We start from the raw sequence: 23,002 nt of genomic DNA, 5'->3' as shown, positions 1-23,002 counted from the left end.
AGCCGACGCGGAGCGTCGGTGACTGACGACAACGCGGCAGATGTGCGTGCCGGCCCCCGCGAGCCCGGCATGATCCAAACGAGAGGCCCTAGAACACCCTGGGCCGACGGCGCGGCCCCGGTCCGCAACCACCCGGACCGGGGCCGCGCCGTCGATCCGGGCGGATGTGGCGACTCCTGCCCCCGCACCAGGGGATGTGGTGGCCGTGCCACTCGACGGCCGCCCCTGCCGCGGCGGTTACCGGCCGGGCGTCCCTAGTCGGCGAGGTCCACCCAGATGTTCACGACGTACCCCGCACCCCACGGGTTGGAGGCGACCGAAGCCTGGCCGACCGGAGCCCAGTTACCGAGGATGATGCGCTGCGGCAGTCTGGGGTCGAGCGGGTTGAGCACCGCGTGGACCCGGTGCTGCCCGGTACCGCTGGTGCAGAGGCTGGAGAGGCTGCTGCTCCCGGACGCGGTGGTGCAGGTGCCGGGCGCCGCCTGGGCGGCGGGTGCGGTGGCCAGCATCATGCCCGCCGTGGCCGCCGCGAGAGCCACGGCGCCAGCGACAACGCGCTGCCTGGAAGGGGACTTCGTGAACATGGGGGCTCCTTCGTCCGATGACGACACGTGTGAGAAAGAGACGCGGATGAGCGTGGAGCGCAACGATCCGGCTCCGACGGGCGGATCCCATGGGGTGCCACGGACGCCGCGGGTGCCAAAGCGCGACAACAGATGAGAAAGCAAGTGATGACCTGCTTGGTCGCGGGTCAAATCCTGCCCAGGCGCACGGCTTCCGGCAAGAGCTTCGCCCGATCTGGTACAGACCAATTTTCGGCCCTTCGCCGACACCGCGCGCCGAGGCCGTACGCCAGGCCGTGCGCCCCGGCCCGCCCGGCTCCCTACCGTCGTGGGTGCGACTTCTGGAAGCGCGCGGTCTTCGCGCGGTTTCCGCAGACCTCCATCGAGCACCAGCGGCGCGAGCCGTTCTTGCTGACGTCGTAGAACCACAGGACGCACGCGGCGTTCGCGCAGTGGCGGACGCGGTCGGGCCGTTCGGCGAGCAGGCGGACCAGGTCGGCGGCGGCGGTCCAGGCGGGCAGCCAGGCCGGGTCGTCCGTGACGGTGGCGACCACGGGTGCTCCGTCGCGCAGTCCGGGCCGGTGGAAACCGTGGGCCAGGACGTCGTTGAGCGGGCCGTCGTCGCCGTCGTCCAGGGCGGAGCGCAGCGCGGACCGGGCCCGCAGGAGCGCGGTGCGGACGGCGGTGGAGTCGGCGGTGGTGCCGGACATGCCGTGGTCGGCCAGCCAGTTCTCCAGGCCGTGGGGCTCGTCGAACTGGTCGAGGCGGCGGCCCTGGTCCACCCAGACGGAGTTGACCAGGTCCAGGGCCAGGGGTTCACCGGTGAGTGGGCGTGTCATGCCGCACAGTCTAGCCAACCAGTAAAGCGCCCTTGACTGGTTGATCGCGGGCGAAGTACGGTGACTCCGCCGACAACCGGTAAAACACTTTTAGATGGTTGGAGATGGTCATGACCGCAGTGCGCCACCACACCGTCCGGATCGATGGGCTCGACGTCTTCTACCGCGAGGCCGGAGACCCGGCCGCGCCCACGCTCGTCCTGCTGCACGGCTTCCCGACGTCCTCGGTGATCTACCGTGACCTGCTGGCCGACCTGTCCGGCGAGTTCCACCTGATCGCGCCGGACTACCCCGGCTTCGGCCTCAGCTCCGCGCCGCCCGCGGACGAGTGGGACTACACCTTCGACCACCTGGCGGACACGGTGGACGCGCTGCTGGAGAAACTGGACATCACCCGGTACGCGCTCCACGTCCACGACTACGGCGCCCCCGTCGGATTCCGCCTGGCGCTGCGCCACCCCGAACGGATCACCGGCATCGTCACGCAGAACGGCAACGCCTACGAGGACGGCCTGACACCGTTCTGGAAGACGATCCGCACCTACTGGGCCGACCCGTCCGCCGGGAACCGTGACGCGCTGCGCGGCATGTTCGCGGCCGAGGCCACGCGCTGGCAGTACACCCACGGCGTCCCGGACACCACGCTGGTGGACCCGTCGCAGGCGCTGCACGACCAGGCGCTGCTGGACCGGCCCGGCAACGACGAGATCCAGCTCGACCTGTTCCTGGACTACGGCACCAACCCGCCGCGCTACGCCGCGTGGCAGCAGTACCTGCGTACGCACCGGCCGCCGCTGCTGGCGGTCTGGGGCCGGGGCGACGAGATCTTCGGCCCGGACGGCGCCCGCGCGTTCGCCCGCGACCTGCCCGACGCCCGGATCCACCTGCTCGACGCGGGCCACTTCCCGTTCACCACCCGGCGGGAGCGGAGTACGGCGCTGATCCGCGACTTCCTGCGCGGCCTGCCCGACTGAGTGCGGGAGCCCGGCGTGGCAGCCGGCCGGAGGGAGCCGGCCGGAGGGAGTCGGCTGGAGGGAGCCCGTGCGGCGCGGGCCGTACGGGCTCCCTCCGTTCCCGGGCGTGCAGGTACCGCGACAGGGCGGACCCGGCCAGGCCGGGCCCGCCACGGGGTCAGGACCTGGTGAGGCCGATGTCCGCGCTCTGGAAGTCGCTGACGCTCACCGGGTAGTCACGGTCGTCCGCCCTGGCCAGTGCCCGGAGCACGGCGGCACCCGGCTGGAAGGAGGCGGTGGGGTCGATGTTGCTGGGGAAGGACGTGGTCCACGGCACCGGGGAGCCCGGCTCGCAGACAACGATCAGATCCTCGTGGGAACCGGTCGCCGTCCCCTGCTTCTGCGTCTGGTAGGCGCTGACGTTGATGCTGAGACGGGCCGGCTTGTTGCAGGTCGCCGTGCCGCCGACCGTGATCTCCCCGGTGCGCCGGTCCACCGTGCCCGTGGTGGTCAGGCCCACGCCGATGGAGAGTTCCGCGGGCGGCTCGGGCATCTGGGCGTGAAGCTCCCCGCGCACGGGGAGGGCGGACCCGCTGCAGTACCGCTCGAAGGTGGCGTCGACCGCACGGATGTAGCCGTGGGGTCCGTAGACGATGTCGGAGATGGTGAAGGAGCCGGTGCCGCTCTCGCAGTACCTGTCGGTCACACTGAACTGCAGCTTGGGGTCCTCAGGCCGGGCCTCGGGCCAGCTGAGGGCGTTGGAGTAGGTGGTGCCGGCGGTCAGCTTCTGGCCATAAGGAGCTTCCATGGAAAGCGACCAGCGCTCGCCCTCGGGCGTGACGACCGTGGCACCCACAGCGGACCCGGAGGTCGGCCCGGAGATGTCGAACATCTCCGTCGTCCCCGGGGTGAACGCGTAGGACTTTCCGCCGGAGATGTACTCCCCCGGCTCGCCGCTGAAGCTGAGCGACCCCGATGCCGCCTCGTGGGCCTGTGCCGTGCCCGTCAGCGGGGCCACCGACACCGCCAGGGCCAGAGCCACGGTGAGCGCGGTCACCGTACGGGCCGCGCAACGGCCCAGCGCACTGCTTCTCATCAAGGTTCTCCCTTGTGGAAATGGGTTCCGGTCCTGGGCGGACCGGACTGTTCTCACGGCTGTTGATGGTGGTAACTCGGTCGAAATGACCGTGGAGGGGTGGCAGTTGATCTCCTCAACAGCGCGCCCGGAACCTAACACCCGCCACTGACAACGGCTGTTCCCGGCCATGCGCGAGGAGCGAGGTGCCCGTCGGCGGACCGGGGTGTACGCGGGCGCGGCCCCGCCGCCCGTACCTCCAGGAGCACCGCCGCACCGGCCGCCGGTCCGTGAACACCTCTCCGGTGAAAGACGTGTGGCCGCCCGCCGCTTCGGGTTTACTCGCGTCATGAACGATCGGATAACCCCAGCGCACAGCACCGGCCTGCTGACCGGCAGGACCGTGATGATCACCGGAGCGTCGAGCGGCATAGGCGAGGCCGCGGCGCGGCTCTTCGCCTCCGAAGGCGCGGCCGTCGTCCTCATGGCCCGCCGCGAGGACCGGCTCAAGGACCTCACCCACGAGATCGAGCAGTCCGGCGGGCGGGCGGCCCACAGTGCCGGGGACGTGACGCGGGCGGACGACGTCGAGCGTGCCGTGGCGACGGCTGTCGAACGCTTCGGCGGTCTCGACGGCGCCTTCAACAACGCCGGCTACGCGGGCTCCACCTTCGGCCGGTCGCACGAACTGCCGGAAGAGGACTTCGACCGCATCATGGACGTCAACGTGCGCGGGACGTGGAACTGCCTGCGCCGTCAGATCCCCGTCATGCTGGAGGCCGGTCGCGGGGCGATCGTCAACACCGCCAGTTCGGCGGGGCTCATCGCCACTGGCGCGCCATCCCCCTACGTCGCGGCGAAGCACGCCGTCCTGGGCCTGACGAAGGCCACGGCCGCCGAGTACGGGGCGAACGGCATCCGCGTCAACTCCCTGGTCGTCGGCACCACCAGGACGGAAATGATCAACGCGGCGGTGGCGGCCGAGCCGGCTCTGGAGGAGGTGTTCGTCGCGCGCCAGATCCAGAAGCGGATGGCCGGGCCGCGAGAGGTCGCGGAAGCGGCCCTGTGGCTGCTGAGCGACCGCTCCTCGTTCGCCACCGGCAGCCATGTGGCGGTGGACGGCGGCATTCTGGCCATCTGAGCGGCAGGCCAGGAGGCGGGGCGGGGCGGGGGAGGCGCCCCTGCTCTCCTGCGTGATCGGGCCACCCGGCCGGTGGCCCCGCCGCAAGCGCCCATCAGGGCGGATTCCGTCCTGATGGGCGCGGGGATCAGCGGGCGGGCGGGGCGAACTCGGGCTGGTCGAGCAGACGCAGCCAGCTGCCGTCGGGCTGGCGGCGGACGACCTGCGCACGGGCTCCGGTGCCGTCCTTCGGCGGGGTCGAGGTGAGTGCGACGTCACCGCTGACCAGCGTCGGCAGCGGCTGTTCCGGCTCGAAGCGGGGCGCGTGGGAGAGCACCTTCTCCCACAGCGCGCGGATCGCCTCCCGGCCGACCGTCAGCTCGCCGGGCGGGTAGGCCACCACCGCCTCCTCCTCGTAGAGCGCGGCGACCCCGGCGGCGTCACCGGCGTTGGACCTCTCGACGAACAGACGGGTGAGGTCTTCGGGGCGCATGGCCCGCTCATACTCCGGCACGGTCTTCTCCTGGGGTCGGTTCCGGTGGCGCTTCCCAGGGTGGTGAACCGCCGATCAGAAGTCCAACAGCTGGAATTGCTGGCAATGAGAAGGTGTGCGTATGGATCTGAGGCAGCTGGAGTACTTCGTCGCGGTCGCCGAGGAGCGGAACTTCACCCGTGCCGCTGAGCGGGTGCACATCAGCCAGTCCGGCGTCAGCGCGCAGATCCGCCAGCTCGAACGGGAGCTGGGTGCCGAGCTGTTCGACCGGTCGGCCCGCACGGTCGCGCTCACCGTCGCGGGGAAGGCCGCGCTCGTACACGCCCGCGCCGCACTCGCCGCGGCCGGGGAGGTGGGCCAGGCGGTGGGGGAGGTGACCGGCCTGATCCGGGGGCGGCTCACCGTCGGGATGGTCGTCGGCTGCACCCTGACCCCACTGTTCGACGCCCTCGCCGCCTTCCACGAGGCGCATCCCGGGGTGGAGATCTCGCTGCTGGAGGACCGGTCCGACCGGCTCCTCGACGACGTGCACACCGGCGCCGTCGACCTGGCGCTCATCGGCGCCGCGACCGCCACCCCCGAGGGGCTCGACGCGCTGACCCTCATCAGTGAACGGCTCGTCGCGGCGGTCCCGGCCGGGCACCCCCTGGCGGGACGGCGGCGGCTCACCCTGCGCGACGTGGTGGCCCACCCCGTCGTCTGCATGCCGCCGGGCACCGGCCTGCGCACGGTGTTCGACCAGGCGTGTACCGCACAGGGGCTCCGGCCCACCATCGCGCTGGAGGCCAGCGCGGCGGAGGCCATCGCCGGCCTCGCCGCCCGCGGGCTCGGCGTCGCCGTCCTCAGCGACTCGATGGCCGAGAGCTACCGCGACCAGCTCACCGCCCGCCCCCTCGCCGACGTCGAGACACCAGCGCTGCTGGCCCTGGTCTGGAAGAGCGCGCACAGCCCCGCGGTGCGCGCGATGCTCGCGCACAGCCGGCACGCGTTCAGGAACTTCCCGGGGACGCGCCCGTAGTCCCTCGCGCGGGCGCGCTCACCGGCAGGGCGCCCGCGAAATCGCCGAGCGTGAGCGCGGCCCGCACATCGGGCCGTCCGGGCCCGCGCATCGGGCCGTCCGGGCCCGCATATCGGGCCGTCCGGGCCCGCATATCGGGCCCGGACGCCGGGAGCACCAGCCCCGGGAGCGCCAGGAGCAGGGCCGCCGTCCGGTGGCGGAACCAGGGCGGATCCTCCGAGCGCGCCGGGAGTGCCGACGCCCCACGCGGTCGCTCACGCGCCGCGGAGACGATGCCCCAGCGTGCCGGGGGCGGGGGCGGGGGCGGGGGCAGGGGCAGGGCGACCGTACGGGGTGCCGGTGCCCCGGGGCGCCGGCACCCCGCGGTGCTACGTCAGGCTGTCCCGCCACGCCCGGTGCAGGCCCGCGAAACGGCCGGTGGCGGCGATGAGTTCGGCCGGGGTGCCGTCCTCCACGACGCGGCCGTGCTCCATCACCAGGACCCGGTCGGCGATCTCCACCGTGGACAGGCGGTGGGCGATCACCACCGCGGTGCGGCCGTGCAGCACCGTGTCCATGGCCTGCTGCACCGCGCGCTCGCCCGGGATGTCCAGCGAGCTGGTCGCCTCGTCGAGGATCAGCACCGCCGGGTCGGCGAGCAGCGCGCGGGCGAAACCGACCAGCTGGCGCTGCCCGGCCGAGATCCGGCCGCCCCGCTTGCGCACGTCGGTGTCGTAGCCGTCGGGCAGGGCGCTGATGAACCCGTGTGCGCCGATCGCCTTCGCGGCCCGCTCGATGTCCGCGCGGCTCGCGTCCGGGCTGCCGATCGCGATGTTCTCGGCGACCGTGCCGGAGAACAGGAACGCCTCCTGCGTCACCATCACCACCCCGCGCCGCAGCTCCGGTACGGCCAGGTCCCGCAGGTCCGTACCGTCGAGCAGCACCCGGCCGTCCGTCGGGTCGTAGAACCGGGCCAGCAGCTTGGCCAGCGTCGACTTGCCCGCGCCCGTCGAGCCGACCACGGCGACGGTCTGCCCGGCCGGGATCGTCAGGTCGAACCGGGGCAGCACCTCGCCGCCCGTGCGGTACGCGAACCGCACCCCGTCGAAGACGACCTCCCGGCCCGGCGCCTCGCCCGCGCGGACCGGCAGCTCCCGGGGGGCCGAGGGCTCCGGCACGGACGGGGTCTGGGCCAGCAGCCCCGCGATCTTCTCCAGCGAGGCCGCCGCCGACTGGTACGAGTTGAGGAACATGCCGAGCCGGTCGATCGGGTCGTACAGCCGACGCAGATAGAGCACGGCCGCGGCCAGCACACCCAGCGCCAGCGTCCCCGAGGCCACCCGGTAGGCGCCCCACAGCACGATCGCGGCGACGGCGGTGTTGGCGACCAGGCGGGAACCGATGACATAGCGGGCCATCTCCAGCATGGCGCTGCCGTTGGACTGCTCGTGGACGTGGTTCAGCTTGTCGAAGTGCGCGTCGTTGGCCCGCTCACGGCGGAAGGCCTGGACGGGGCGGATGCCGTTCATGGTCTCCGCGAACTTCACGATGACCCCGGCGATCGCCGAGGACCGCTCCCCGTACATCTCCCCGGCCCGCTGCTGGAAGCGCCGTACCAGCAGGTACAGCGGGACGAACGACAGCACGGCGGCGGCGCCCAGGCCGAGGTCCAGCCAGAGCAGCATCAGCGAGATGGTGACGAACGAGAGCACCACGCCGATCAGCTCCTGGAGCCCCTCGCTCAGCAGCTCCCGCAGCGACTCCACGTCCGTGGTGGACCGGGAGATCAGCCGGCCCGAGGTGTAGCGCTCGTGGAAGTCCACGCTCAGCGCCTGCGCGTGGCGGAAGATCCGGCCGCGCAGGTCGAGCAGCGCGTCCTGGCTGATCAGGCCGGAGAGCTGGATGAATCCGTACTGCGTGGCCGCGCCCGCCACCGAGCACAGCGCGTACGCGACCGCCACCGCGATCAGCGGTCCGTACGCGGCGTCCCGGAACGCGGGCACGCCGCTGTCGATGGCGTACGCGACGAGCAGCGGCCCGGCCTGGAACGCCGCCTGCTGGACCACGAGCAGCAGCGCGACGAGCACCACCCGGCCCTTCATCGGCCGCAGCAGCGACCTGAGCAGCGTGCCGGTCGCCCCGGGCGGGGTGGGCAGGTCGTCCCGGTCGAAGCGGTCCCCGGTGCCGGCGGTCTCCGCCGTGTTCGCCGTGTCCCCGGCAAGGGGGGCGGGCGTCGTCGTACTCGTCATCGGGTGAGGTCCTTCTCGGCGGTGAGGTCAGGGACGCACGGGGTGCCGGCCGGGGGCGGCCCGGGGAAGGTGTCCGGGGCGATCCCGTCCGGTATCCGCGAGGTGCCCGACATCAGCCAGGCGTACTCGGCGCTGCTGCGCAGCAGCTCCTGGTGCGTGCCCACGGCGGCGATCCGGCCCTCGGAGAGCAGCGCGACCCGGTCCGCGAGCATCACGGTCGACGGACGGTGCGCGACCACGAGCGCCGTGGTGTCTTCCAGGACCCGCCGCAGCGCGGCCTCCACCAGCGCTTCCGTGTGCACGTCCAGCGCGGAGAGCGGGTCGTCCAGGACCAGGAAGCGGGGGCGGCCGACCACCGCGCGGGCCAGTGCGAGCCGCTGCCGCTGCCCGCCGGAGAGGCTGAGCCCCTGCTCGCCGACCTCGGTGCCGACGCCCGCGGGCAGCTCGTACGCGAAATCGGCCTGGGCGATGGACAGGGCCCGGCGCAGCTCGTCGTCCCCGGCCCCCTCGGCGCCCATCCGTACGTTCTCCCCGACGCTCGCCGAGAAGAGCGTCGGCTCCTCGAAGGCCACCGAGACCAGCTCGCGCAGCCGCTCCCGGGGCAGTGCGGTGATGTCCGTGCCGTCCAGGGTGATCCGCCCCGCGCTGACATCGTGCAGCCGGGGCACCAGCGCGGTGAGCGTCGTCTTCCCGGAACCCGTCGCTCCGACCAGGGCCATCGTCTCGCCGGGCCGGATCCGCAGGTCGATCCGGGCGAGCACGGGATCGGAGCCGGGCGCCGCGTCGGGGTAGCGGAACTCCACCCCCTCGAAGACCATCCCACCGCGGGCCGAGGCGTCGGCCCGGACGTCGGCCGCCGGAACACCGGTCCTGTCCGCCGCGCCCGTCCTTCCGGCGGCGTCCGCGGTCCTGGCGGCGTCCGCCTCCTCGGGGACGTCCATCACCTCGAAGAACCGGTCGGCCGCCGTCGCCGACTCCTGGCACATCGCCAGCAGGAAGCCGATCGACTCGACCGGCCACCGCAGCGCCAGCGCGGTGGAGAGGAACGCGACCAGGGTGCCCGCCGAGAGGCCGCCGTCCGCGACCTGGACCGTGCCCAGCACCAGCGCCGCGCCGATCGCCAGCTCCGGGAGCAGGGTGATGGCGGACCAGATCCACGCGAGGAGACGGGCCTTCTCCAGCTCCGTGGTGCGCAGCCGCTCGGAGAGAGCGCGGAAGGCGAGGGCCTGGCTGCGGTGGCGGCCGAAGCCCTTGACGATGCGGATGCCGAGCACGCTCTCCTCGACGACCGTGGTCAGATCACCGACCTGGTCCTGGGCCCGGCGCGCCACAGCCGAGAACTTCGTCTCGAAGACCGAGCAGATGATCACCAGCGGTAGCACCGGCGTGAGCAGCACCAGCCCCAGCATCCACTGCTGCGACAGCAAGATGGCGAAACCGATCAGGATCGTCGCACTGTTGACCAGCAGGAAGGTCAGCGGGAACGCCAGGAACATCCGCAGCAGCATCAGGTCCGTGGTCGCGCGCGAGAGCAGCTGCCCCGAGGGCCAGCGGTCGTGGAAGGACACCGGCAGCCGCTGGAGGTGGCGGTACAGGCCGGCCCGCATCTCCGCCTCGACGGCGGCCAGCGGACGCGCCACCATCCACCGCCGCACCCCGAACAGCCCGGCCTCGGCGACGCCCAGCAGCAGCAGGTACAGCGCGCCGAGCCAGACCCCTCCGGGGTCGCGGTCCGCCACCGGGCCGTCGACCATCCACTTGAGGACGAGCGGGATCACCAGGCCGACGCAGGACGCGGTGATCGCGACCAGCGCGGCACCGAAAATCCGCTTCCGTACCGGTTTGGCGTAGGGCCACAAACGCATCAGTGACTGTGCGGTGGACCGTTCCTTGGTCTCTACAGGTTCTTCGGGCATCACAGTCGAGACTACGGTTCACCCCTGACATCGTTCACGTGGTTTTTCTGCCGGGCGGGGCGCGCGGACGGGCGAGGAGTGCTGGTCGTAGCGGGTATCAACCGATCGGCTGATGCCGCTTCGAGCGTGATGGAGGATGGTGCGCCGGTGCCCGCGCCACGATGCTCGGGGCCATGGCAATCATCGAAGCGAACGGGGTGCGCAAGGCGTACGCCGGGCGCACCGTGGTCGACGGCGTGAGTTTCACCGTCGACGAGGGCGAGATCTTCGGGATCCTCGGCCCCAACGGTGCGGGCAAGACCACCACGGTGGAGTGCGTCGGGGGTCTGCGCGCCCCCGACGCCGGCACGGTCCGGGTCGCCGGGCTCGACCCCGTCGCCGACCGCGAACGGGTCACCCGGCTGCTCGGCGCCCAGCTCCAGGAGAGCGAGCTCCAGCCCAAACTCACCGTGGCCGAGGCGCTGGAGCTGTACAGCGCCTTCTACCCGGACCCCGCCGACTGGCGTCAGCTCGCCGAACGCCTCGGTCTGCACACCAAGTACGGCACCCGCTTCGCCCAGCTGTCCGGCGGCCAGAAGCAGCGGCTGTCCATCGCGCTCGCCCTGGTCGGCAACCCCCGCGTGGTGATCCTCGACGAGCTGACAACCGGACTGGACCCGCGGGCCCGCCGGGACACCTGGGAGCTGATCGAGGACGTGCGCGCGGGCGGCGTCACCGTCCTGCTGGTCACCCACTTCATGGAGGAGGCCCAGCACCTCTGCGACCGGATCGCCGTGATCGACCGGGGGAAGGTCGTCGCCCTCGACACCCCGTCCGGGCTGATCGGCCGGGCCAACGGCTCCACGGTCATCTCCTTCACCCCCTCACGGCCGCTCACCGGGACCGAACTGGCCGCGCTGCCCGGCGCGGTGTCCGTCGCACACGAGGACGACCGGATCGTCATCAGCGGCAGCGACGAGACCGTCAACGCGGTGATCTCGCTGCTGGCCCGGCACGGCATCACCGCACACCGGCTCCGCGTCTCGGAGGCGACGCTCGACGACGCCTTCCTCGACCTCACGGAGCGGACCGAACAGACCGAACAGACCAAACAGACCGAACGCACGGAACGGGTGGCTTGAGATGACTACCGCGACCCCGGCCCCCGCCGCCCGCTCCGGCGCCTTCGCGCACCGGGCGGTGCTCCGCGCGGAGGCCCGGCTCTTCCTCCGCGAACCCGGCAGCCTGTTCTGGATCATGGTCTTCCCGACCGTGCTCCTGACGATCCTCGGCCTCGTCCCCTCTTTCCGCGAGCACTCCGAGGGTCTCGGCGGACGACGCGTCATCGACCTCTACGTACCGGTCGCCGTGCTGCTCGGCATGATCATGGCCGGGCTCCAGGCCATGCCGCCCGTCCTCACCGGCTACCGCGAACGCGGCATCCTGCGCCGGATGTCCACCACCCCGGTACGCCCCTGGGCGCTGCTCGCCGCGCAGATCGCGCTGCACGGCCTGGCCGCCCTCGGCTCCGCCGTGCTGGCGATGGCCGTCGGCCGGATCGCCTTCGGCGTCGCGCTGCCCGGCCAGCCGGCCGGCTACGCCGTGGCGCTGCTGCTGGCCGTGGCGAGCGTGCTGGCGCTCGGCTCGATGCTCTGTGCCCTCGCCCGTACGGCCAAGGCGTCCGCCGCGCTCGGCTCGGTCGTCTACCTGGTGACCATGTTCACCGCCGGGGTCTGGATCCCGGTGCAGAGCATGCCCGACGCCCTGCGCGCCGTCGTCCGCCTCACCCCGTTCGGCGCGGCCTCCGAGGCACTGAACCGGGCGGCCTCCGGCAGCTGGCCCGAACTGTCCCAGCTCGGGGTGACCGCGCTGTGGGCCGTCCTGGTGGCCTTCCTCGCGACCCGGCTGTTCCGCTGGGAGTGACCGCCGCGGGGAGCACGGGCAGACTTCGCCCATGGACACGGGGAACACACACAGGGCCAGCGGGACGGGTACGACGGGTGCCGAGGCGGGGTGGGACCGGTTCTTCCAGTACGGGCCCTACGGCCTGCTCGGCCTGAGCACGGTCGTGTCCGCCGTGAGCGCCCCGGTGATCATGGACCGCGCGGATGTGTACCGTGCCGCGGTGCTGGTCCCGGCGGCGGTCGCGCTCCAGCTCCTGTGGGGGCGGGCCGGACCGCGCCGTCCCCGCGCGGGACGGGCGTCGCAGTGCTACTTCGTCGTCCGTACCCTGCTGGGTTTCGCGCTGACCTGGTGCAACCCGTTCTTCTCGGTGTACGCGATCCTCGGGTACTTCGACACCGGGCGGCTGCTCCCGCCCCGGGCGGTCCGCCCCGGGCTGCTGGTCACCGCCGTCATCATGGCCGGTGCGCAGTGCGGCAGCGGTCTGCCGCCGGCCTCGGCGATGAACTGGATCGCCTTCGGCGCCCTGTTCGCTCTGCACGCCACCCTCACCATGGTCTTCGCCCGGATCGGCGACCGCGAGGCCGACCACGCCCGCTTCCAGTGCACCACCATCACGGAACTGGAGTCGGCCAACGCCCGACTCGAACAGGCCCTCGCGGAGAACGCCGGACTCCACGCCCAACTCCTGGTCCAGGCCCGTGAGGCGGGCATCGCCGACGAGCGCCGCAGGCTCGCCGCCGAGATCCACGACACCCTGGCCCAGGGGCTGGCCGGCATCATCGCCCAGCTCCAGGTGGTCACCTCGATCGGCGACACCGACCCGGAGCTGGCCCGCACGCACCTGGACCGGGCCGCCTCCCTCGCCCGGCACAGCCTCGGCGAGGCCCGCCGCTCGGTGCATGACCTGGTCCCCGCCGCGCTGGCCCACGACGATCTGCCGGGCGCGCTGAAGCGCACGGTCTCCGCGTGGGGCGAACGCCACGGGGTCCGGGCCGGGTTCACCGTCACCGGCACCGCCGAACCGGTCCACGACGAGATCGCCGCCACCCTCCTGCGGATCGGGGAGGAGGCCCTCGCCAACGCCGCCCGCCACGCCGGGGCGGGCCGGGTCGGCGTCACCCTGTCGTTCATGGACGACGAGCTCAGCCTGGACGTGCGGGACGACGGCCGCGGCTTCGACCCGGCCGCCCTGCCCCCGTACAGCGGCGCGGGCGGCTTCGGCCTCGGCGGCATGCGGGCCCGCGCCGAACGTGTCGCGGGCACCGTGGAGGTGGAGACGGAGCCGGGCCGGGGTACGGCGGTCAGCGCCCGGGTTCCCCTGGTCCGCACCACCGTCTGACCCGTACGGTGGTCCCGCCATGGTTCAGGATTCCGCACGCGTCATCACGCTCGTCGTCGTCGACGACCACCCGGTCGTACGGGACGGTCTGCGCGGCATGTTCGATTCGGCCCCCGGCTTCGAGGTCCTCGGCGAGGCGCCGAACGGGGTGGAGGGCGTCGAACTCGCCGCCCGGCTGGACCCGGACGTCGTCCTGATGGACCTCCGGATGCCGGGCGGCGGCGGGGTCGCCGCCATCGCCGAACTGACCCGGCGCGGTGCCCGGTCGAAGGTCCTCGTCCTCACCACGTACGACACCGACTCCGACACCCTGCCCGCGATCGAGGCGGGCGCGACGGGCTATCTGCTCAAGGACGCCCCGCGCGACGAGCTGTTCACCGCGGTCCGGGCCGCCGCCGACGGCCGCACCGTCCTTTCCCCCGCCGTCGCCTCCCGGCTGATCTCCCGGGTGCGCACCCCGGCGACGGGCGCCGAAACGCTCTCGGCCCGCGAGCGCGAGGTGCTCGAACTCGTCGCGAAGGGCACCTCCAACCGGGAGATCGCCGCCGAACTCTTCATCAGCGAGGCCACGGTGAAGACCCACCTCACCCATGTCTTCGCCAAGCTCGGAGCCAAGGACCGGGCCGCCGCCGTGGCCATCGGCTACGACCGGGGCATCCTCGGCTGAACCGGCGGCGGGAACGGCACCCGTCCCGGCCCGGAACCCGCGCCCGGACCGGTACCTGAGCCCGGTCGCAACTTGGGACGGAACGGTGACATCTGAGGGGTCATCTCCCCCTCATCAGTGTGATTATCTTTCACCGAGCGTGCATATGCAGCGCGCGGGGGAGGGAACCCGAGGGTTCCCGGGGCCATGGCGGGGCCAGGCCGTGTGAGGGGAGACGACCACATTGAACGGGCAGCCGATATCGGGGACATCGGCCGGGGCGAACGGCGTACGGGGCGGGCGGCGGTCCGCCGGGCTGGCCCTGGTGACGGGCGCCATGCTGCTGCTGGTGACGGCGTGCGGCGGGGGAGACGAGGCGGGCGGCAGCGGCAAGGGCGGCGGCGGCAAGGTCGAGGACACCTCCGCCTCGCAGGCGGTGGTGACGGTGGCGCCCAAGGACGGCGCGGAGTCCGTCGCGACCAGCGGCGCGCTGAAGGTCTCGGCCGCGCAGGGGAAGCTGACCACGGTCAAGGTCTCCGACCCCAAGGGCGCGGCGGTCGACGGGAAGATCGCGGCCGACGGCGCGAGCTGGGCACCGGACCAGCACCTGGCCGCGGCGACCAAGTACAAGGTCCACGTGGTCGCCAAGGACTCCAAGGGCCGTGAGTCGGCGAAGGACACGACCTTCACCACGCTCGTCCCGCAGAACACCTTCATCGGGCAGTACACCCCGGAGGACGGTTCCACGGTCGGCGTCGGCATGCCGGTCTCGATCCACTTCACCCGCGGCATCACCGACCCCGAAGCGGTCGAGAAGGCCATCAAGGTGACGGCCGAGCCGTCCGTGCCGGTCGAGGGCCACTGGTTCGGCAACGACCGCCTCGACTTCCGCCCCGAGGAGTACTGGGCCGCGGGCACCAAGGTGACCGTCAAGCTCAACCTCGACGGCGTCGAGGGACGGCCGGGGGTCTACGGCAAGCAGGCCAAGACGATCTCCTTCACGATCGGCCGCAAGCAGGTCAGCACGGTCGACGCGAGCAGCCACCGGATGAAGGTCGTCCGCGACGACCAGCAGATCAAGGACATCCCGATCTCGGCGGGCGCCCCGGCGACCACCACGTACAACGGCCAGATGGTCATCAGCGAGAAGCTCAAGGTGACCCGGATGAACGGGGACACCGTCGGCTTCGGCGGTGAGTACGACATCAAGGACGTGCCGCACGCCATGCGGCTCTCCACCTCGGGCACCTTCATCCACGGCAACTACTGGGGCGGCTCCGGCATCTTCGGTACGACCAACACCAGTCACGGCTGCGTCGGCCTCCAGGACGTGCGCGGCGCCTGGAGCAAGAAGACCTCGGCCGCCTGGTTCTTCGACAACTCGCTCATCGGCGACGTCGTGGTCGTGAAGAACTCGAAGGACAAGACCATCCAGCCGGACAACGGCCTCAACGGCTGGAACATGTCCTGGGCGGAGTGGACCAAGTAGTCCGCCCCACCGACGGCACGACGACGGGCCCGGCGCCGCGACCAGCGGCACCGGGCCCGTCGCCGTGTCCGGGGGAGGGGACCGGACCCGGCGCTGTGACCAAGCGCACCGGTCCCTCCGCGGTTAGCGCCGGTTAACCTGCCTTCCATGACCGCAAACCTCGAAGTACGCGACGGCGTCGGCACGATCCTGCTGGACCGCCCGCCCATGAACGCCCTGGACGTAGCCACCCAGGACCGGCTGCGTGAGCTCGCCGAGGAGGCGACCCGGCGCGAGGACGTGCGCGCCGTGGTCCTCTACGGCGGCGAGAAGGTGTTCGCGGCGGGCGCGGACATCAAGGAGATGCAGGCGATGGACCACCCGGCGATGGTCGTCCGGTCGAAGGCGCTCCAGGACTCCTTCACCGCCGTGGCCCGCATCCCCAAGCCCGTCGTCGCCGCCGTCACCGGCTACGCCCTGGGCGGCGGCTGCGAGCTGGCGCTCTGCGCCGACTTCCGGATCGCCGCCGACAACGCCAAGCTGGGCCAGCCCGAGATCCTGCTCGGACTGATCCCGGGCGCGGGCGGCACCCAGCGCCTGTCCCGGCTGATCGGCCCCTCCCGGGCCAAGGACCTGATCTTCACCGGCCGTCACGTCCGGGCCGGGGAGGCCCTGACGATCGGTCTGGTGGACCGGGTGGTGCCCGCCGCCGAGGTGTACGAGCAGGCGCACGCCTGGGCCGCCGCGCTGGCCAAGGGGCCGGCGCTGGCACTGCGCGCCGCCAAGGAGTCCATCGACGCCGGTCTGGAGACCGACATCGACACCGGGCTCACGATCGAGCGGAACTGGTTCGCCGGACTCTTCGCCACGGAGGACCGGGAGCGCGGTATGCGCAGCTTCGTCGAGGAAGGGCCGGGCAAGGCCAAATTCCTCTGACCGAACGCAAGTTGGGCACAGAATCGGGTCGGTTCATCCGTGCGGGCGGATTGGCCGGGCACCTGGGCTGCCCTGGTGCCCGGTTCTCCGCCGGGCTCGTGAGGCCGGACCGTAGCGGACGTCGGTGCAGGTCAGATGGGCTTTCCGTGCCTGCTTGATGCCAAAGGCATATGCCTAGCGATTGCTCCGGGGGGTTGCGAATGGGGGGCGTATTCCTCCGGAAGGGCCCCGGCGGGGTGGTCCTGCGGCCATGATGGTGCCCATGGCGGGCCTGGAGGGTGTGGATCAGCCGCGGCCGCACAGTGGTGCGGCGGCGGCGCGCTGTAAGCCGGTATTCGAGGAAGAACAGGCTTTCAAGGCGCTGGAGTTGTTCGGGAATCCGACGGAGGGTGAGGTCCGGCTGCCGTCCCGTCCGGAGTCCGCGGCCACCGCCCGTCGGCTCACCTCCTGCGTGGTGCTGCGGCAGTGGGCGCTCTCCCCGCAGACCGCCGAGTACGCCGTCCTGCTCGTCTCGGAGCTGGTCGGCAACGCGGTACGGCACACCGGAGCCCGGGTCTTCGGGCTGCGGATGATGCGCCGTCGCGGCTGGATCAGGATCGAGGTGCGCGACCCCTCGCGCGGGCTGCCCTGCCTGATGCCGGTCCAGGAGCTGGACGTGAGCGGCCGGGGCCTCTTCCTCGTCGACAAGCTCTCCGACCGCTGGGGCGTGGATCTGCTGCCGCGCGGCAAGACCACCTGGTTCGAGATGCGGATCTCCGACCGCTGACCCGGCCGTCCCGCGCCGCCGCGGTCCGGCCCGGCCCCGGACGCACAGAAGCCCCCGGTCTGCCGTGATGCGGCACTGCGGGGGCTGCTGTGTGGAGGCCGTGAAATGGGGGGTGTGTTCACGGCCGCTCGTGACGACCGGGCTCGGGTCATGCGGTCGTGTCACCGACTATGGCAGACGGGCGACCTCTCCACCAAAAGTACAAGTAGCCCATTAGTGGACAAAGCTTGACATCTACCAGGAGAATCGTAGGTGTGATGGGTCACTTGCCTGCAAAACTGTGAATATCTATGGGATTGAGTGAATGATTCTTTCGCTTCACCCATATGCCCAAAATGTTATCTCCTTCTCATTTCGCACCTAGCGTGTCTGTACATGAACGCCTCCGACACTCCGGTGCCCCGGCGCGGCGCGCTGCGCGCGGGAGCGGGGGCCGCCCTCGCCGGTGTCCTCGCCGCCGGATGCGCGGACCACGGCACCACCGCCCGCCCGTCCGCTCCCCGCCCGGACCCGGCGAGCCCCGCCGCGGCCACCCGGCCCGCCTCCCCGCTCCCCGCGCCCGGACCGCGCCGCTTCCCCGGCCTGCCGGTCCAGATCGACCACGGCCCCCGTGACCGCGCCCGCGTCGCCCTCACCTTCCACGGCCAGGGAGACCCGGCCCTCGCCCGGACCCTGCTCGCCGAGGCCGAACGCGCCCACGCCCGGGTTACCGTCCTCGCCGTCGGCAGCTGGCTCGATGAACACCCCAGCCTGGCCCGGCGGGTCCTCGACGGCGGCCACGAACTCGGCAACCACACCCAGCACCACACCGACATCTCCACGATGGACGAGGCCGCCGCGTACGCCGAGATCGACGGCTGCGCCCGGCGGCTGCGGCGGCTCACCGGCTCCATCGGCACCTGGTTCCGGCCTTCGCGGACCCGTGAGGCCACCGCGCTCGTCCAGCGGCTCGCCGCCAGGGCGGGCTACCCGCACGTCCTCTCGTACGACGTGGACTCCCTCGACTTCACCTCCCCCGGCGCCGCGGCCGTCACCCGCAAGGTGACCGGGGAGATCCGCAACGGATCGGTGGTGAGCCTGCACTTCGGCTACGCGGACACGGCCGCCGCACTGCCCCTCCTCCTCACCGAAATCGACCGTCGCGGACTGCGCGCGGTGACGACCACGGAGCTGCTGACCTGATGCCTCCCACCACCACGCGCACCGCGGCCCTGCTCGGGGGCGTCCTGCTGGCCCTGCTCACCGGCTGCGGCACCTCCGGCGGCCCGCGCGCCGTCCAGGCCGTCGGCAGCGAGGCCGCCGCACTGCCCCCCACCTCCGCGCAGGCCACACCGCCCGGCCTCCCCGGCATGCCGCCGGTGCTCGACAGCAAGGACGTCTACGCGGCCGACCGGGGCGGACTCTCCCCGGTCGTCAAGGACTTCCCGTCCCGGATCTACGTCCCCAACACCAACTCCGACACCGTGAGCGTGATCGACCCGGCGACGTACAAGGTCATCAAGACGGTCAAGGTCGGCCGCCAGCCGCAGCACGTCGTGCCGTCCTGGGACCTGAAGACCCTCTGGGTCAACAACGACATCGGCGACAGCCTCACGGCGATCGACCCGGCGACCGGACGGACCGGCCGCACGGTGCCGGTCTCCGACCCGTACAACCTCTACTTCACCCCGGACGGCACGTACGCCGTGGTGATGGCCTCGATGGACAGGCAGCTGGTCTTCCGCGACGCCCACACCATGAAGACGGCCAGGACCGTGCCGGTCGACTGCGAGGGCGTCAACCACGCCGACTTCTCCACCGACGGCCGGTACTTCATCGTCTCCTGCGAGTTCTCCGGCGAACTCCTCAAGGTCGACACCGCCGCGATGAAGGTCGTCGCCCAGCAGAAACTGCCGCTCGGCGGAGCGATGCCGCAGGACGTGAAGCTCTCGCCCGACGGAAGCACCTTCTACATCGCGGACATGATCGCCGACGGGATCTGGGTGCTGGACGGAAAGAAGTTCACCACCCCGAAGCTGCTGCGCACCGGCAAGGGCGCCCACGGCCTCTACGTCAGCCGCGACTCCAGGGAGATGTACATCTCCAACCGGGGCGAGGGCTCCGTCTCCGTCTTCGACTTCGCCGGGCGCCGCCTGGTGAAGAAGTGGCACCTGCCCGGTGGCGGCAGCCCCGACATGGGCGGGGTGTCCGCCGACGGCAAGGTCCTCTGGCTGAGCGGGCGTTACGACGCCGAGGTGTACGCGATCGACACCGCCACGGGCAAGCAGCTCGCCCGCATTCCGGTCGGCAGCGGCCCGCACGGACTGGCCGTCTACCCCCAGCCCGGCCGCTACTCGCTCGGCCACACCGGGGTCTTCCGCTGACGCCGCCCCGGCGGGCCCGGCCGGCCGCTCACCCCGCGACCAGCAGGGCCTCCGAACCCACCGGCCGGTAGCCCGCCGCCTGGAACGTCCGCACACTGCGGGCGTTCCCGGGCGACTGCTGGGCCCACACCGCCGTGTCCGGCACCAGGTGCCGGGCCGCCCGCGCCAGCCGCTCGCCGAGCCCCCGGCCGCGCGCCTCCTCGTCCACCTCGACCGCGGTCTCCCAGCGGCCCGCGACGCCCCGGCCGAGGATCACCACCCCGCCGTCGGCGGACCAGGCCCGCACGTCGTCGCGGTACTTCCTCGCCCGCGCCACCCGCGGGTGCTCCGGGTCCTCGATCTCCCGCAGCGCGAGCCCCGCCTCCCCGGGGAGCGCGCCGGCCACCGTCAGCAGGTCGACGGTGTTCATGTGACGGCCGGTACGGGCCAGCAGTGCGCCCAGGAAGTGCGGGTTCATCGTCGCGGCGAGCGGATCGCCGGGCGTGCCGGCCAGCGCGGAGCGCACCCAGCCGGGGTCCTCGTCGAGGAAGACCACCGAGTGCGCGGTGAACGCCAGCACCCCCGCGTCCCGGACGCCGGGCTGGCGCACCACGGTCGTCTGGCCGTCCGGCGGCGGGAACCGCCCGTGCGCCGCGTCCGCCAGAATCCGAGCCAGCGCGCCGTCCACGCGTACCCCCGCTCCCGCTCCGGGCCCCGGCCGGGACCGCCGTCGAGCCTAACCGGTGCGTGATCCGCGGTACGGGGCCCAGCCACGCAGTTCGTCGTCGCGCGGGGCCCGGACCACGCGGGGCTCCCCGGGCCCGAAGGCCATCACCGGGCGCGAGGCGTCCCAGGCGGGCCAGCCGGGGTCACCGTGGCGGGCGAAGGCCACCCAGGCCGCGTGCATCGACCGGGCCAGCTCCCGGGGGGCGTCCGCCCCGGCCAGCGCCACCGCGTCCGGCCGGTCCAGGGTGTCGAAGACGAACGCGATCTCCAGCGCGTGACAGGCCCCCAGCCCCAGCACCGGCGAGGGCCAGCCGAACTCGTAGAGACGGGTGCTCCCCACGGCTTTGGCGCGGGCGTCGGCCAGCCGGTTCAGCGGCACCCGCAGCAGCAGATCGGTGGCGAGCGCCCCGAGCAGTTCGCCCGCCGTGGCATCCGGCCGGTTCGCCCGGTACGTACGCGCGGTGGCGCCCGGCACCCGGAACTTCAGCAGCGCCAGCCCGAGCCCGAGGGAGGACACCCGCTCGGTCAGACCGCTGGGGACGAACCAGAGCCGGTACTCCTCGGTGGTCGACCCCATCAGCAGATCGACCTCCCCCGACGCGCCGTCCAGCAGCGCCGCCAGCGGATCGCGGGGCAGCAGTTCGCCGTCCACGACCAGCTGGAAGGAGTGCCCGCCGGTCAGCGGGGAGCCGCCCGCGGTGACCCCGGTCTGGGCGTCCAGCAGCGCGACCGGGTCGACCCCGGCCAGCGCGCGGGCCGTCGCCGCGACCCTGAGCCGCCGGGCGATCAGCCCGGTGGTACGGCGGGCTGATCGGCCCGGCGGCAGCGCGCCCGGCGCGCCGCTCTGCAGCACCGCCCGCCGGAACAGCCCCGCGGCCCGGGGCGCGGCCAGCAGGGCGCCGATGCTGACGGCCCCGGCCGACTCCCCGCACACCGTCACCAGGCCGGGATCGCCGCCGAACGCCGCGATGTTGTCCCGCACCCAGGTCAGCGCCGCGATCTGGTCGAGCAGCCCGCGGTTGGCGGGCGCGTCCGGGAACACCCCGAAGCCCTCCACGCCGAGCCGGTAGTTGACCGACACCAGCACCACACCGTCGCGGGCGAACGCCGTCCCGTCGTACAGCGCCACGGCCGAGGAGCCGTGCAGCAGCGCGCCGCCGTGGATCCAGACGATCACCGGCAGCCGGTCCCGGCCCGGGGACGGCGTCCACACATTGAGGTTGAGGCAGCCGTCGCCCGCCACTTCGGGATCGGGCAGCAGCCGGTCCAGCGGCGGCGCGTAGGGCCGCTTGGGTGCGGTCGGACCGAACGCCACCGACTCCCGCACCCCCTCCCACGGCTCGGGCGGCGCGGGCGGCCCGAAGCGCCGGGCCCCGACCGGCGGGGCGGCGTACGGGATGCCGCGGAAGACGGCGACGCCCTGTTCCCAGGTGCCGCGCACCACCCCGTGGGCGGTGGCGGCCAGGGGCGGTGCCCCGGACGTCGGAGCGGATATCGCGGCGGGTACGGCAGTCATGGGGTCCAGCCCTTCTGCGGCGTCTCTTCGGAGCCGATGACCGATATGTACCCGCTTCAGGGCGAAGGCGACCGGGAAAGGGAGGCGGGGGACGGGAGGCGGGCAGGGCCGTCAGGCCGCGAAGTGCTCCGACAGGGAGTCGCGCTCGTCGACCTCGACGAGATCGGGGCGGGTATAGCGCTCCGCCCGTGCGTGGTAGTCGAAGTCTCCCCGGACCAGCCCCCGGTAGTCGCGTACGCACCGCTCCAGCGCGCGCCGGGTCGGGCCCTCGATGCCGGCCGCCCCGATCTCTTCTAACAGCTCCTCCTCGGCGCTCTGCACCCGCCGGGCGACCTGCGCGAGCTCGTTCCCCGCCTCCTCGACGGCCTCCTGGAGCGTGCAGCCGCGCTCGTGCCGGATGAGGGCGACCGCGTTGTGCCCGTAGCCGAGCCGTGCCTCCTTCTCGAAGGAGCAGATGTCGTTGCAGAGCCCCGAGTGGTCGGTCACGGAATGGCGCAGCGCGATGTAGGCGGGCAGGCTCCGGGCGGACTCCGGCAGGTCGATCCCGGCGGTGATCTCGTGAAGGTCCAGGAAGGGCTGCATGGCCACCGAGTCCCGGCGGTGCTTGAGGTACTCGGCGCGGCTCGGCACATGCCCGGTGGCCCGGTCCACGGCCTCCGCGTAATAGGTCCACAGCCAGCAGACCGTGTCCCGCCGGAACTGCCGGATCCAGTGCTCGGGGCGGTTCTGGTACGTACGGCCGCGCAGCTCCGCCAGCGCCCGCTCCATGGCACCGCGCGGTGCCCCGCCGTCGAGGACGGCGACCAGCCGGTCGATCGCCGCCTCGCACATGCGCGGATCCCGCCCGGCGGGCCCGTCGTCGAACTCGTCGTCGACGAGGAACGCCCAGAAGAGCCACTGGCAGAAGAGATCGAGATGCCGTTGCGAGGCGGTGGGGAAGATCAGGGAGATCCAGAGCTCGGGCCTGGTCCGGATCATCTTCTTCCGGGCCGCCGGGGAGAGTGCGAGGTCATGGGAGGCCGCCCAGTCCCACACGGCCTCCTGGGTCTGCGCGATTCCCGGATTGCAGCCGGCGCTCCGGAACGGCATATGAAACGCTGGCAGCGCGATCTGGCTCATTGGTGCCCCTCGTCAAAAACGGTTCGGATGTACGAGCGAATGGGTATCCGGCCGG

Annotated in this window: 21 protein-coding genes; 12 read left to right on the top strand and 9 right to left on the bottom strand. The window is 72.3% G+C overall.

Annotated features, from left to right (window positions below; all coding sequences use genetic code 11):
- Window positions 1-254 precede the first annotated feature (254 nt).
- A complete protein-coding gene (locus ACFVWY_RS34225; RefSeq protein ID WP_389878837.1) occupies window positions 255-584 on the bottom strand; it encodes a hypothetical protein in 330 nt (109 codons plus the stop codon).
- 299 nt (window positions 585-883) lie between these two features.
- Window positions 884-1,402, bottom strand: coding sequence for a CGNR zinc finger domain-containing protein (locus ACFVWY_RS34220; protein ID WP_389878836.1), 519 nt, complete (start codon window positions 1,400-1,402; stop codon window positions 884-886).
- Window positions 1,403-1,512: 110 nt separating this feature from the next.
- Between ACFVWY_RS34220 and ACFVWY_RS34215 the strand changes: the two genes are divergently transcribed.
- Window positions 1,513-2,376 (top strand): alpha/beta fold hydrolase, encoded by an 864-nt coding sequence (locus ACFVWY_RS34215; RefSeq protein ID WP_389878835.1) that lies wholly within the window; start codon window positions 1,513-1,515, stop codon window positions 2,374-2,376.
- A 157-nt stretch (window positions 2,377-2,533) separates the two neighbouring features.
- Here the strand turns inward: ACFVWY_RS34215 and ACFVWY_RS34210 are convergent, their stop codons facing one another.
- Window positions 2,534-3,451: a hypothetical protein gene (locus tag ACFVWY_RS34210; protein WP_389878834.1), complete on the bottom strand. Its 918-nt coding sequence runs from the start codon at window positions 3,449-3,451 to the stop codon at window positions 2,534-2,536.
- Between the two features lie 328 nt (window positions 3,452-3,779).
- On the opposite strand from ACFVWY_RS34210, the gene ACFVWY_RS34205 reads away from it, so the two are divergent.
- Window positions 3,780-4,571, top strand: a complete 792-nt coding sequence (locus tag ACFVWY_RS34205) for an SDR family NAD(P)-dependent oxidoreductase (RefSeq protein WP_389878833.1) — start codon at window positions 3,780-3,782, stop codon at window positions 4,569-4,571.
- A gap of 127 nt (window positions 4,572-4,698) precedes the next feature.
- Here ACFVWY_RS34205 and ACFVWY_RS34200 read toward each other — a convergent pair whose 3' ends face one another.
- Window positions 4,699-5,064, bottom strand: a complete 366-nt coding sequence (locus ACFVWY_RS34200) for a YybH family protein (protein WP_389878832.1) — start codon at window positions 5,062-5,064, stop codon at window positions 4,699-4,701.
- 100 nt (window positions 5,065-5,164) lie between these two features.
- Here ACFVWY_RS34200 and ACFVWY_RS34195 point away from each other — a divergent pair, with 100 nt between their 5' ends.
- Window positions 5,165-6,061 carry a LysR family transcriptional regulator gene (locus ACFVWY_RS34195; RefSeq protein WP_389878831.1) on the top strand — a complete coding sequence of 299 codons (897 nt, stop codon included), beginning with the start codon at window positions 5,165-5,167 and terminating at the stop codon, window positions 6,059-6,061.
- Window positions 6,062-6,429: 368 nt separating this feature from the next.
- On the opposite strand, the gene ACFVWY_RS34190 is transcribed toward ACFVWY_RS34195, so the two are convergent.
- Window positions 6,430-8,289 carry an ABC transporter ATP-binding protein gene (locus tag ACFVWY_RS34190; RefSeq protein ID WP_389878830.1) on the bottom strand — a complete coding sequence of 620 codons (1,860 nt, stop codon included), beginning with the start codon at window positions 8,287-8,289 and terminating at the stop codon, window positions 6,430-6,432.
- A complete protein-coding gene (locus ACFVWY_RS34185) occupies window positions 8,286-10,205 on the bottom strand; it encodes an ABC transporter ATP-binding protein (RefSeq protein ID WP_389878829.1) in 1,920 nt (639 codons plus the stop codon). Before ACFVWY_RS34185 ends, ACFVWY_RS34190 begins: the two co-directional genes overlap by 4 nt.
- 173 nt (window positions 10,206-10,378) lie before the next feature.
- Here ACFVWY_RS34185 and ACFVWY_RS34180 point away from each other — a divergent pair, with 173 nt between their 5' ends.
- From ACFVWY_RS34180 to ACFVWY_RS34140, 9 genes are all read left to right on the top strand, one after another.
- Window positions 10,379-11,326 carry an ABC transporter ATP-binding protein gene (locus tag ACFVWY_RS34180; RefSeq protein WP_389878828.1) on the top strand — a complete coding sequence of 316 codons (948 nt, stop codon included), beginning with the start codon at window positions 10,379-10,381 and terminating at the stop codon, window positions 11,324-11,326.
- A 1-nt stretch (window position 11,327) separates the two neighbouring features.
- Window positions 11,328-12,107: an ABC transporter permease gene (locus ACFVWY_RS34175; protein WP_389878827.1), complete on the top strand. Its 780-nt coding sequence runs from the start codon at window positions 11,328-11,330 to the stop codon at window positions 12,105-12,107.
- A gap of 31 nt (window positions 12,108-12,138) precedes the next feature.
- Window positions 12,139-13,428: a sensor histidine kinase gene (locus ACFVWY_RS34170; protein ID WP_389878826.1), complete on the top strand. Its 1,290-nt coding sequence runs from the start codon at window positions 12,139-12,141 to the stop codon at window positions 13,426-13,428.
- 19 nt (window positions 13,429-13,447) lie between these two features.
- On the top strand, window positions 13,448-14,095 hold the full coding sequence (locus tag ACFVWY_RS34165; protein WP_389878825.1) for a response regulator: 648 nt from the start codon (window positions 13,448-13,450) through the stop codon (window positions 14,093-14,095).
- A gap of 223 nt (window positions 14,096-14,318) precedes the next feature.
- On the top strand, window positions 14,319-15,563 hold the full coding sequence (locus ACFVWY_RS34160) for an Ig-like domain-containing protein (RefSeq protein ID WP_389878824.1): 1,245 nt from the start codon (window positions 14,319-14,321) through the stop codon (window positions 15,561-15,563).
- A 147-nt stretch (window positions 15,564-15,710) separates the two neighbouring features.
- Window positions 15,711-16,478 carry an enoyl-CoA hydratase/isomerase family protein gene (locus ACFVWY_RS34155; protein ID WP_389878823.1) on the top strand — a complete coding sequence of 256 codons (768 nt, stop codon included), beginning with the start codon at window positions 15,711-15,713 and terminating at the stop codon, window positions 16,476-16,478.
- Between the two features lie 250 nt (window positions 16,479-16,728).
- A complete protein-coding gene (locus tag ACFVWY_RS34150; RefSeq protein ID WP_389878822.1) occupies window positions 16,729-17,244 on the top strand; it encodes an ATP-binding protein in 516 nt (171 codons plus the stop codon).
- A gap of 375 nt (window positions 17,245-17,619) precedes the next feature.
- Complete coding sequence (locus tag ACFVWY_RS34145; RefSeq protein WP_389878821.1) at window positions 17,620-18,426, top strand: polysaccharide deacetylase family protein; 807 nt, start codon at window positions 17,620-17,622, stop codon at window positions 18,424-18,426.
- Entirely contained in the window at window positions 18,426-19,607 is a 1,182-nt protein-coding gene (locus ACFVWY_RS34140) for a beta-propeller fold lactonase family protein (protein ID WP_389878820.1), read from the top strand. The genes ACFVWY_RS34145 and ACFVWY_RS34140 overlap by 1 nt, the downstream gene beginning before the upstream one ends.
- Before the next feature lie 28 nt (window positions 19,608-19,635).
- Here ACFVWY_RS34140 and ACFVWY_RS34135 read toward each other — a convergent pair whose 3' ends face one another.
- The 3 genes from ACFVWY_RS34135 to ACFVWY_RS34125 form a co-directional block, all read right to left on the bottom strand.
- The gene (locus ACFVWY_RS34135; protein WP_389878819.1) at window positions 19,636-20,274 is read right to left on the bottom strand and encodes a GNAT family N-acetyltransferase; all 639 of its coding nucleotides are present in this window, start codon (window positions 20,272-20,274) and stop codon (window positions 19,636-19,638) included.
- Between the two features lie 48 nt (window positions 20,275-20,322).
- Window positions 20,323-21,828 carry a carboxylesterase/lipase family protein gene (locus tag ACFVWY_RS34130; protein WP_389878818.1) on the bottom strand — a complete coding sequence of 502 codons (1,506 nt, stop codon included), beginning with the start codon at window positions 21,826-21,828 and terminating at the stop codon, window positions 20,323-20,325.
- 111 nt (window positions 21,829-21,939) lie between these two features.
- Complete coding sequence (locus ACFVWY_RS34125; protein ID WP_389878817.1) at window positions 21,940-22,947, bottom strand: terpene synthase family protein; 1,008 nt, start codon at window positions 22,945-22,947, stop codon at window positions 21,940-21,942.
- Window positions 22,948-23,002: the final 55 nt, after the last annotated feature.

Source organism: Streptomyces sp. NPDC058195 (assembly GCF_042883525.1).
GTDB lineage: Bacteria > Actinomycetota > Actinomycetes > Streptomycetales > Streptomycetaceae > Streptomyces.
The sequence above is the reverse complement of the archived record's forward strand: the minus strand, read 5'-3'. Positions and strand labels throughout refer to the sequence as shown.

Coding starts and splice junctions, on each gene's coding strand:
- ACFVWY_RS34225 (WP_389878837.1), bottom strand. CDS start 584: ATGTTCACGAAGTCCCCTTCCAGGCAGCGCGTTGTCGCTGGCGCCGTG.
- ACFVWY_RS34220 (WP_389878836.1), bottom strand. CDS start 1,402: ATGACACGCCCACTCACCGGTGAACCCCTGGCCCTGGACCTGGTCAAC.
- ACFVWY_RS34215 (WP_389878835.1), top strand. CDS start 1,513: ATGACCGCAGTGCGCCACCACACCGTCCGGATCGATGGGCTCGACGTC.
- ACFVWY_RS34210 (WP_389878834.1), bottom strand. CDS start 3,451: ATGAGAAGCAGTGCGCTGGGCCGTTGCGCGGCCCGTACGGTGACCGCG.
- ACFVWY_RS34205 (WP_389878833.1), top strand. CDS start 3,780: ATGAACGATCGGATAACCCCAGCGCACAGCACCGGCCTGCTGACCGGC.
- ACFVWY_RS34195 (WP_389878831.1), top strand. CDS start 5,165: ATGGATCTGAGGCAGCTGGAGTACTTCGTCGCGGTCGCCGAGGAGCGG.
- ACFVWY_RS34190 (WP_389878830.1), bottom strand. CDS start 8,289: ATGACGAGTACGACGACGCCCGCCCCCCTTGCCGGGGACACGGCGAAC.
- ACFVWY_RS34185 (WP_389878829.1), bottom strand. CDS start 10,205: ATGCCCGAAGAACCTGTAGAGACCAAGGAACGGTCCACCGCACAGTCA.
- ACFVWY_RS34180 (WP_389878828.1), top strand. CDS start 10,379: ATGGCAATCATCGAAGCGAACGGGGTGCGCAAGGCGTACGCCGGGCGC.
- ACFVWY_RS34175 (WP_389878827.1), top strand. CDS start 11,328: ATGACTACCGCGACCCCGGCCCCCGCCGCCCGCTCCGGCGCCTTCGCG.
- ACFVWY_RS34170 (WP_389878826.1), top strand. CDS start 12,139: ATGGACACGGGGAACACACACAGGGCCAGCGGGACGGGTACGACGGGT.
- ACFVWY_RS34165 (WP_389878825.1), top strand. CDS start 13,448: ATGGTTCAGGATTCCGCACGCGTCATCACGCTCGTCGTCGTCGACGAC.
- ACFVWY_RS34155 (WP_389878823.1), top strand. CDS start 15,711: ATGACCGCAAACCTCGAAGTACGCGACGGCGTCGGCACGATCCTGCTG.
- ACFVWY_RS34150 (WP_389878822.1), top strand. CDS start 16,729: ATGATGGTGCCCATGGCGGGCCTGGAGGGTGTGGATCAGCCGCGGCCG.
- ACFVWY_RS34145 (WP_389878821.1), top strand. CDS start 17,620: ATGAACGCCTCCGACACTCCGGTGCCCCGGCGCGGCGCGCTGCGCGCG.
- ACFVWY_RS34140 (WP_389878820.1), top strand. CDS start 18,426: ATGCCTCCCACCACCACGCGCACCGCGGCCCTGCTCGGGGGCGTCCTG.
- ACFVWY_RS34130 (WP_389878818.1), bottom strand. CDS start 21,828: ATGACTGCCGTACCCGCCGCGATATCCGCTCCGACGTCCGGGGCACCG.
- ACFVWY_RS34125 (WP_389878817.1), bottom strand. CDS start 22,947: ATGAGCCAGATCGCGCTGCCAGCGTTTCATATGCCGTTCCGGAGCGCC.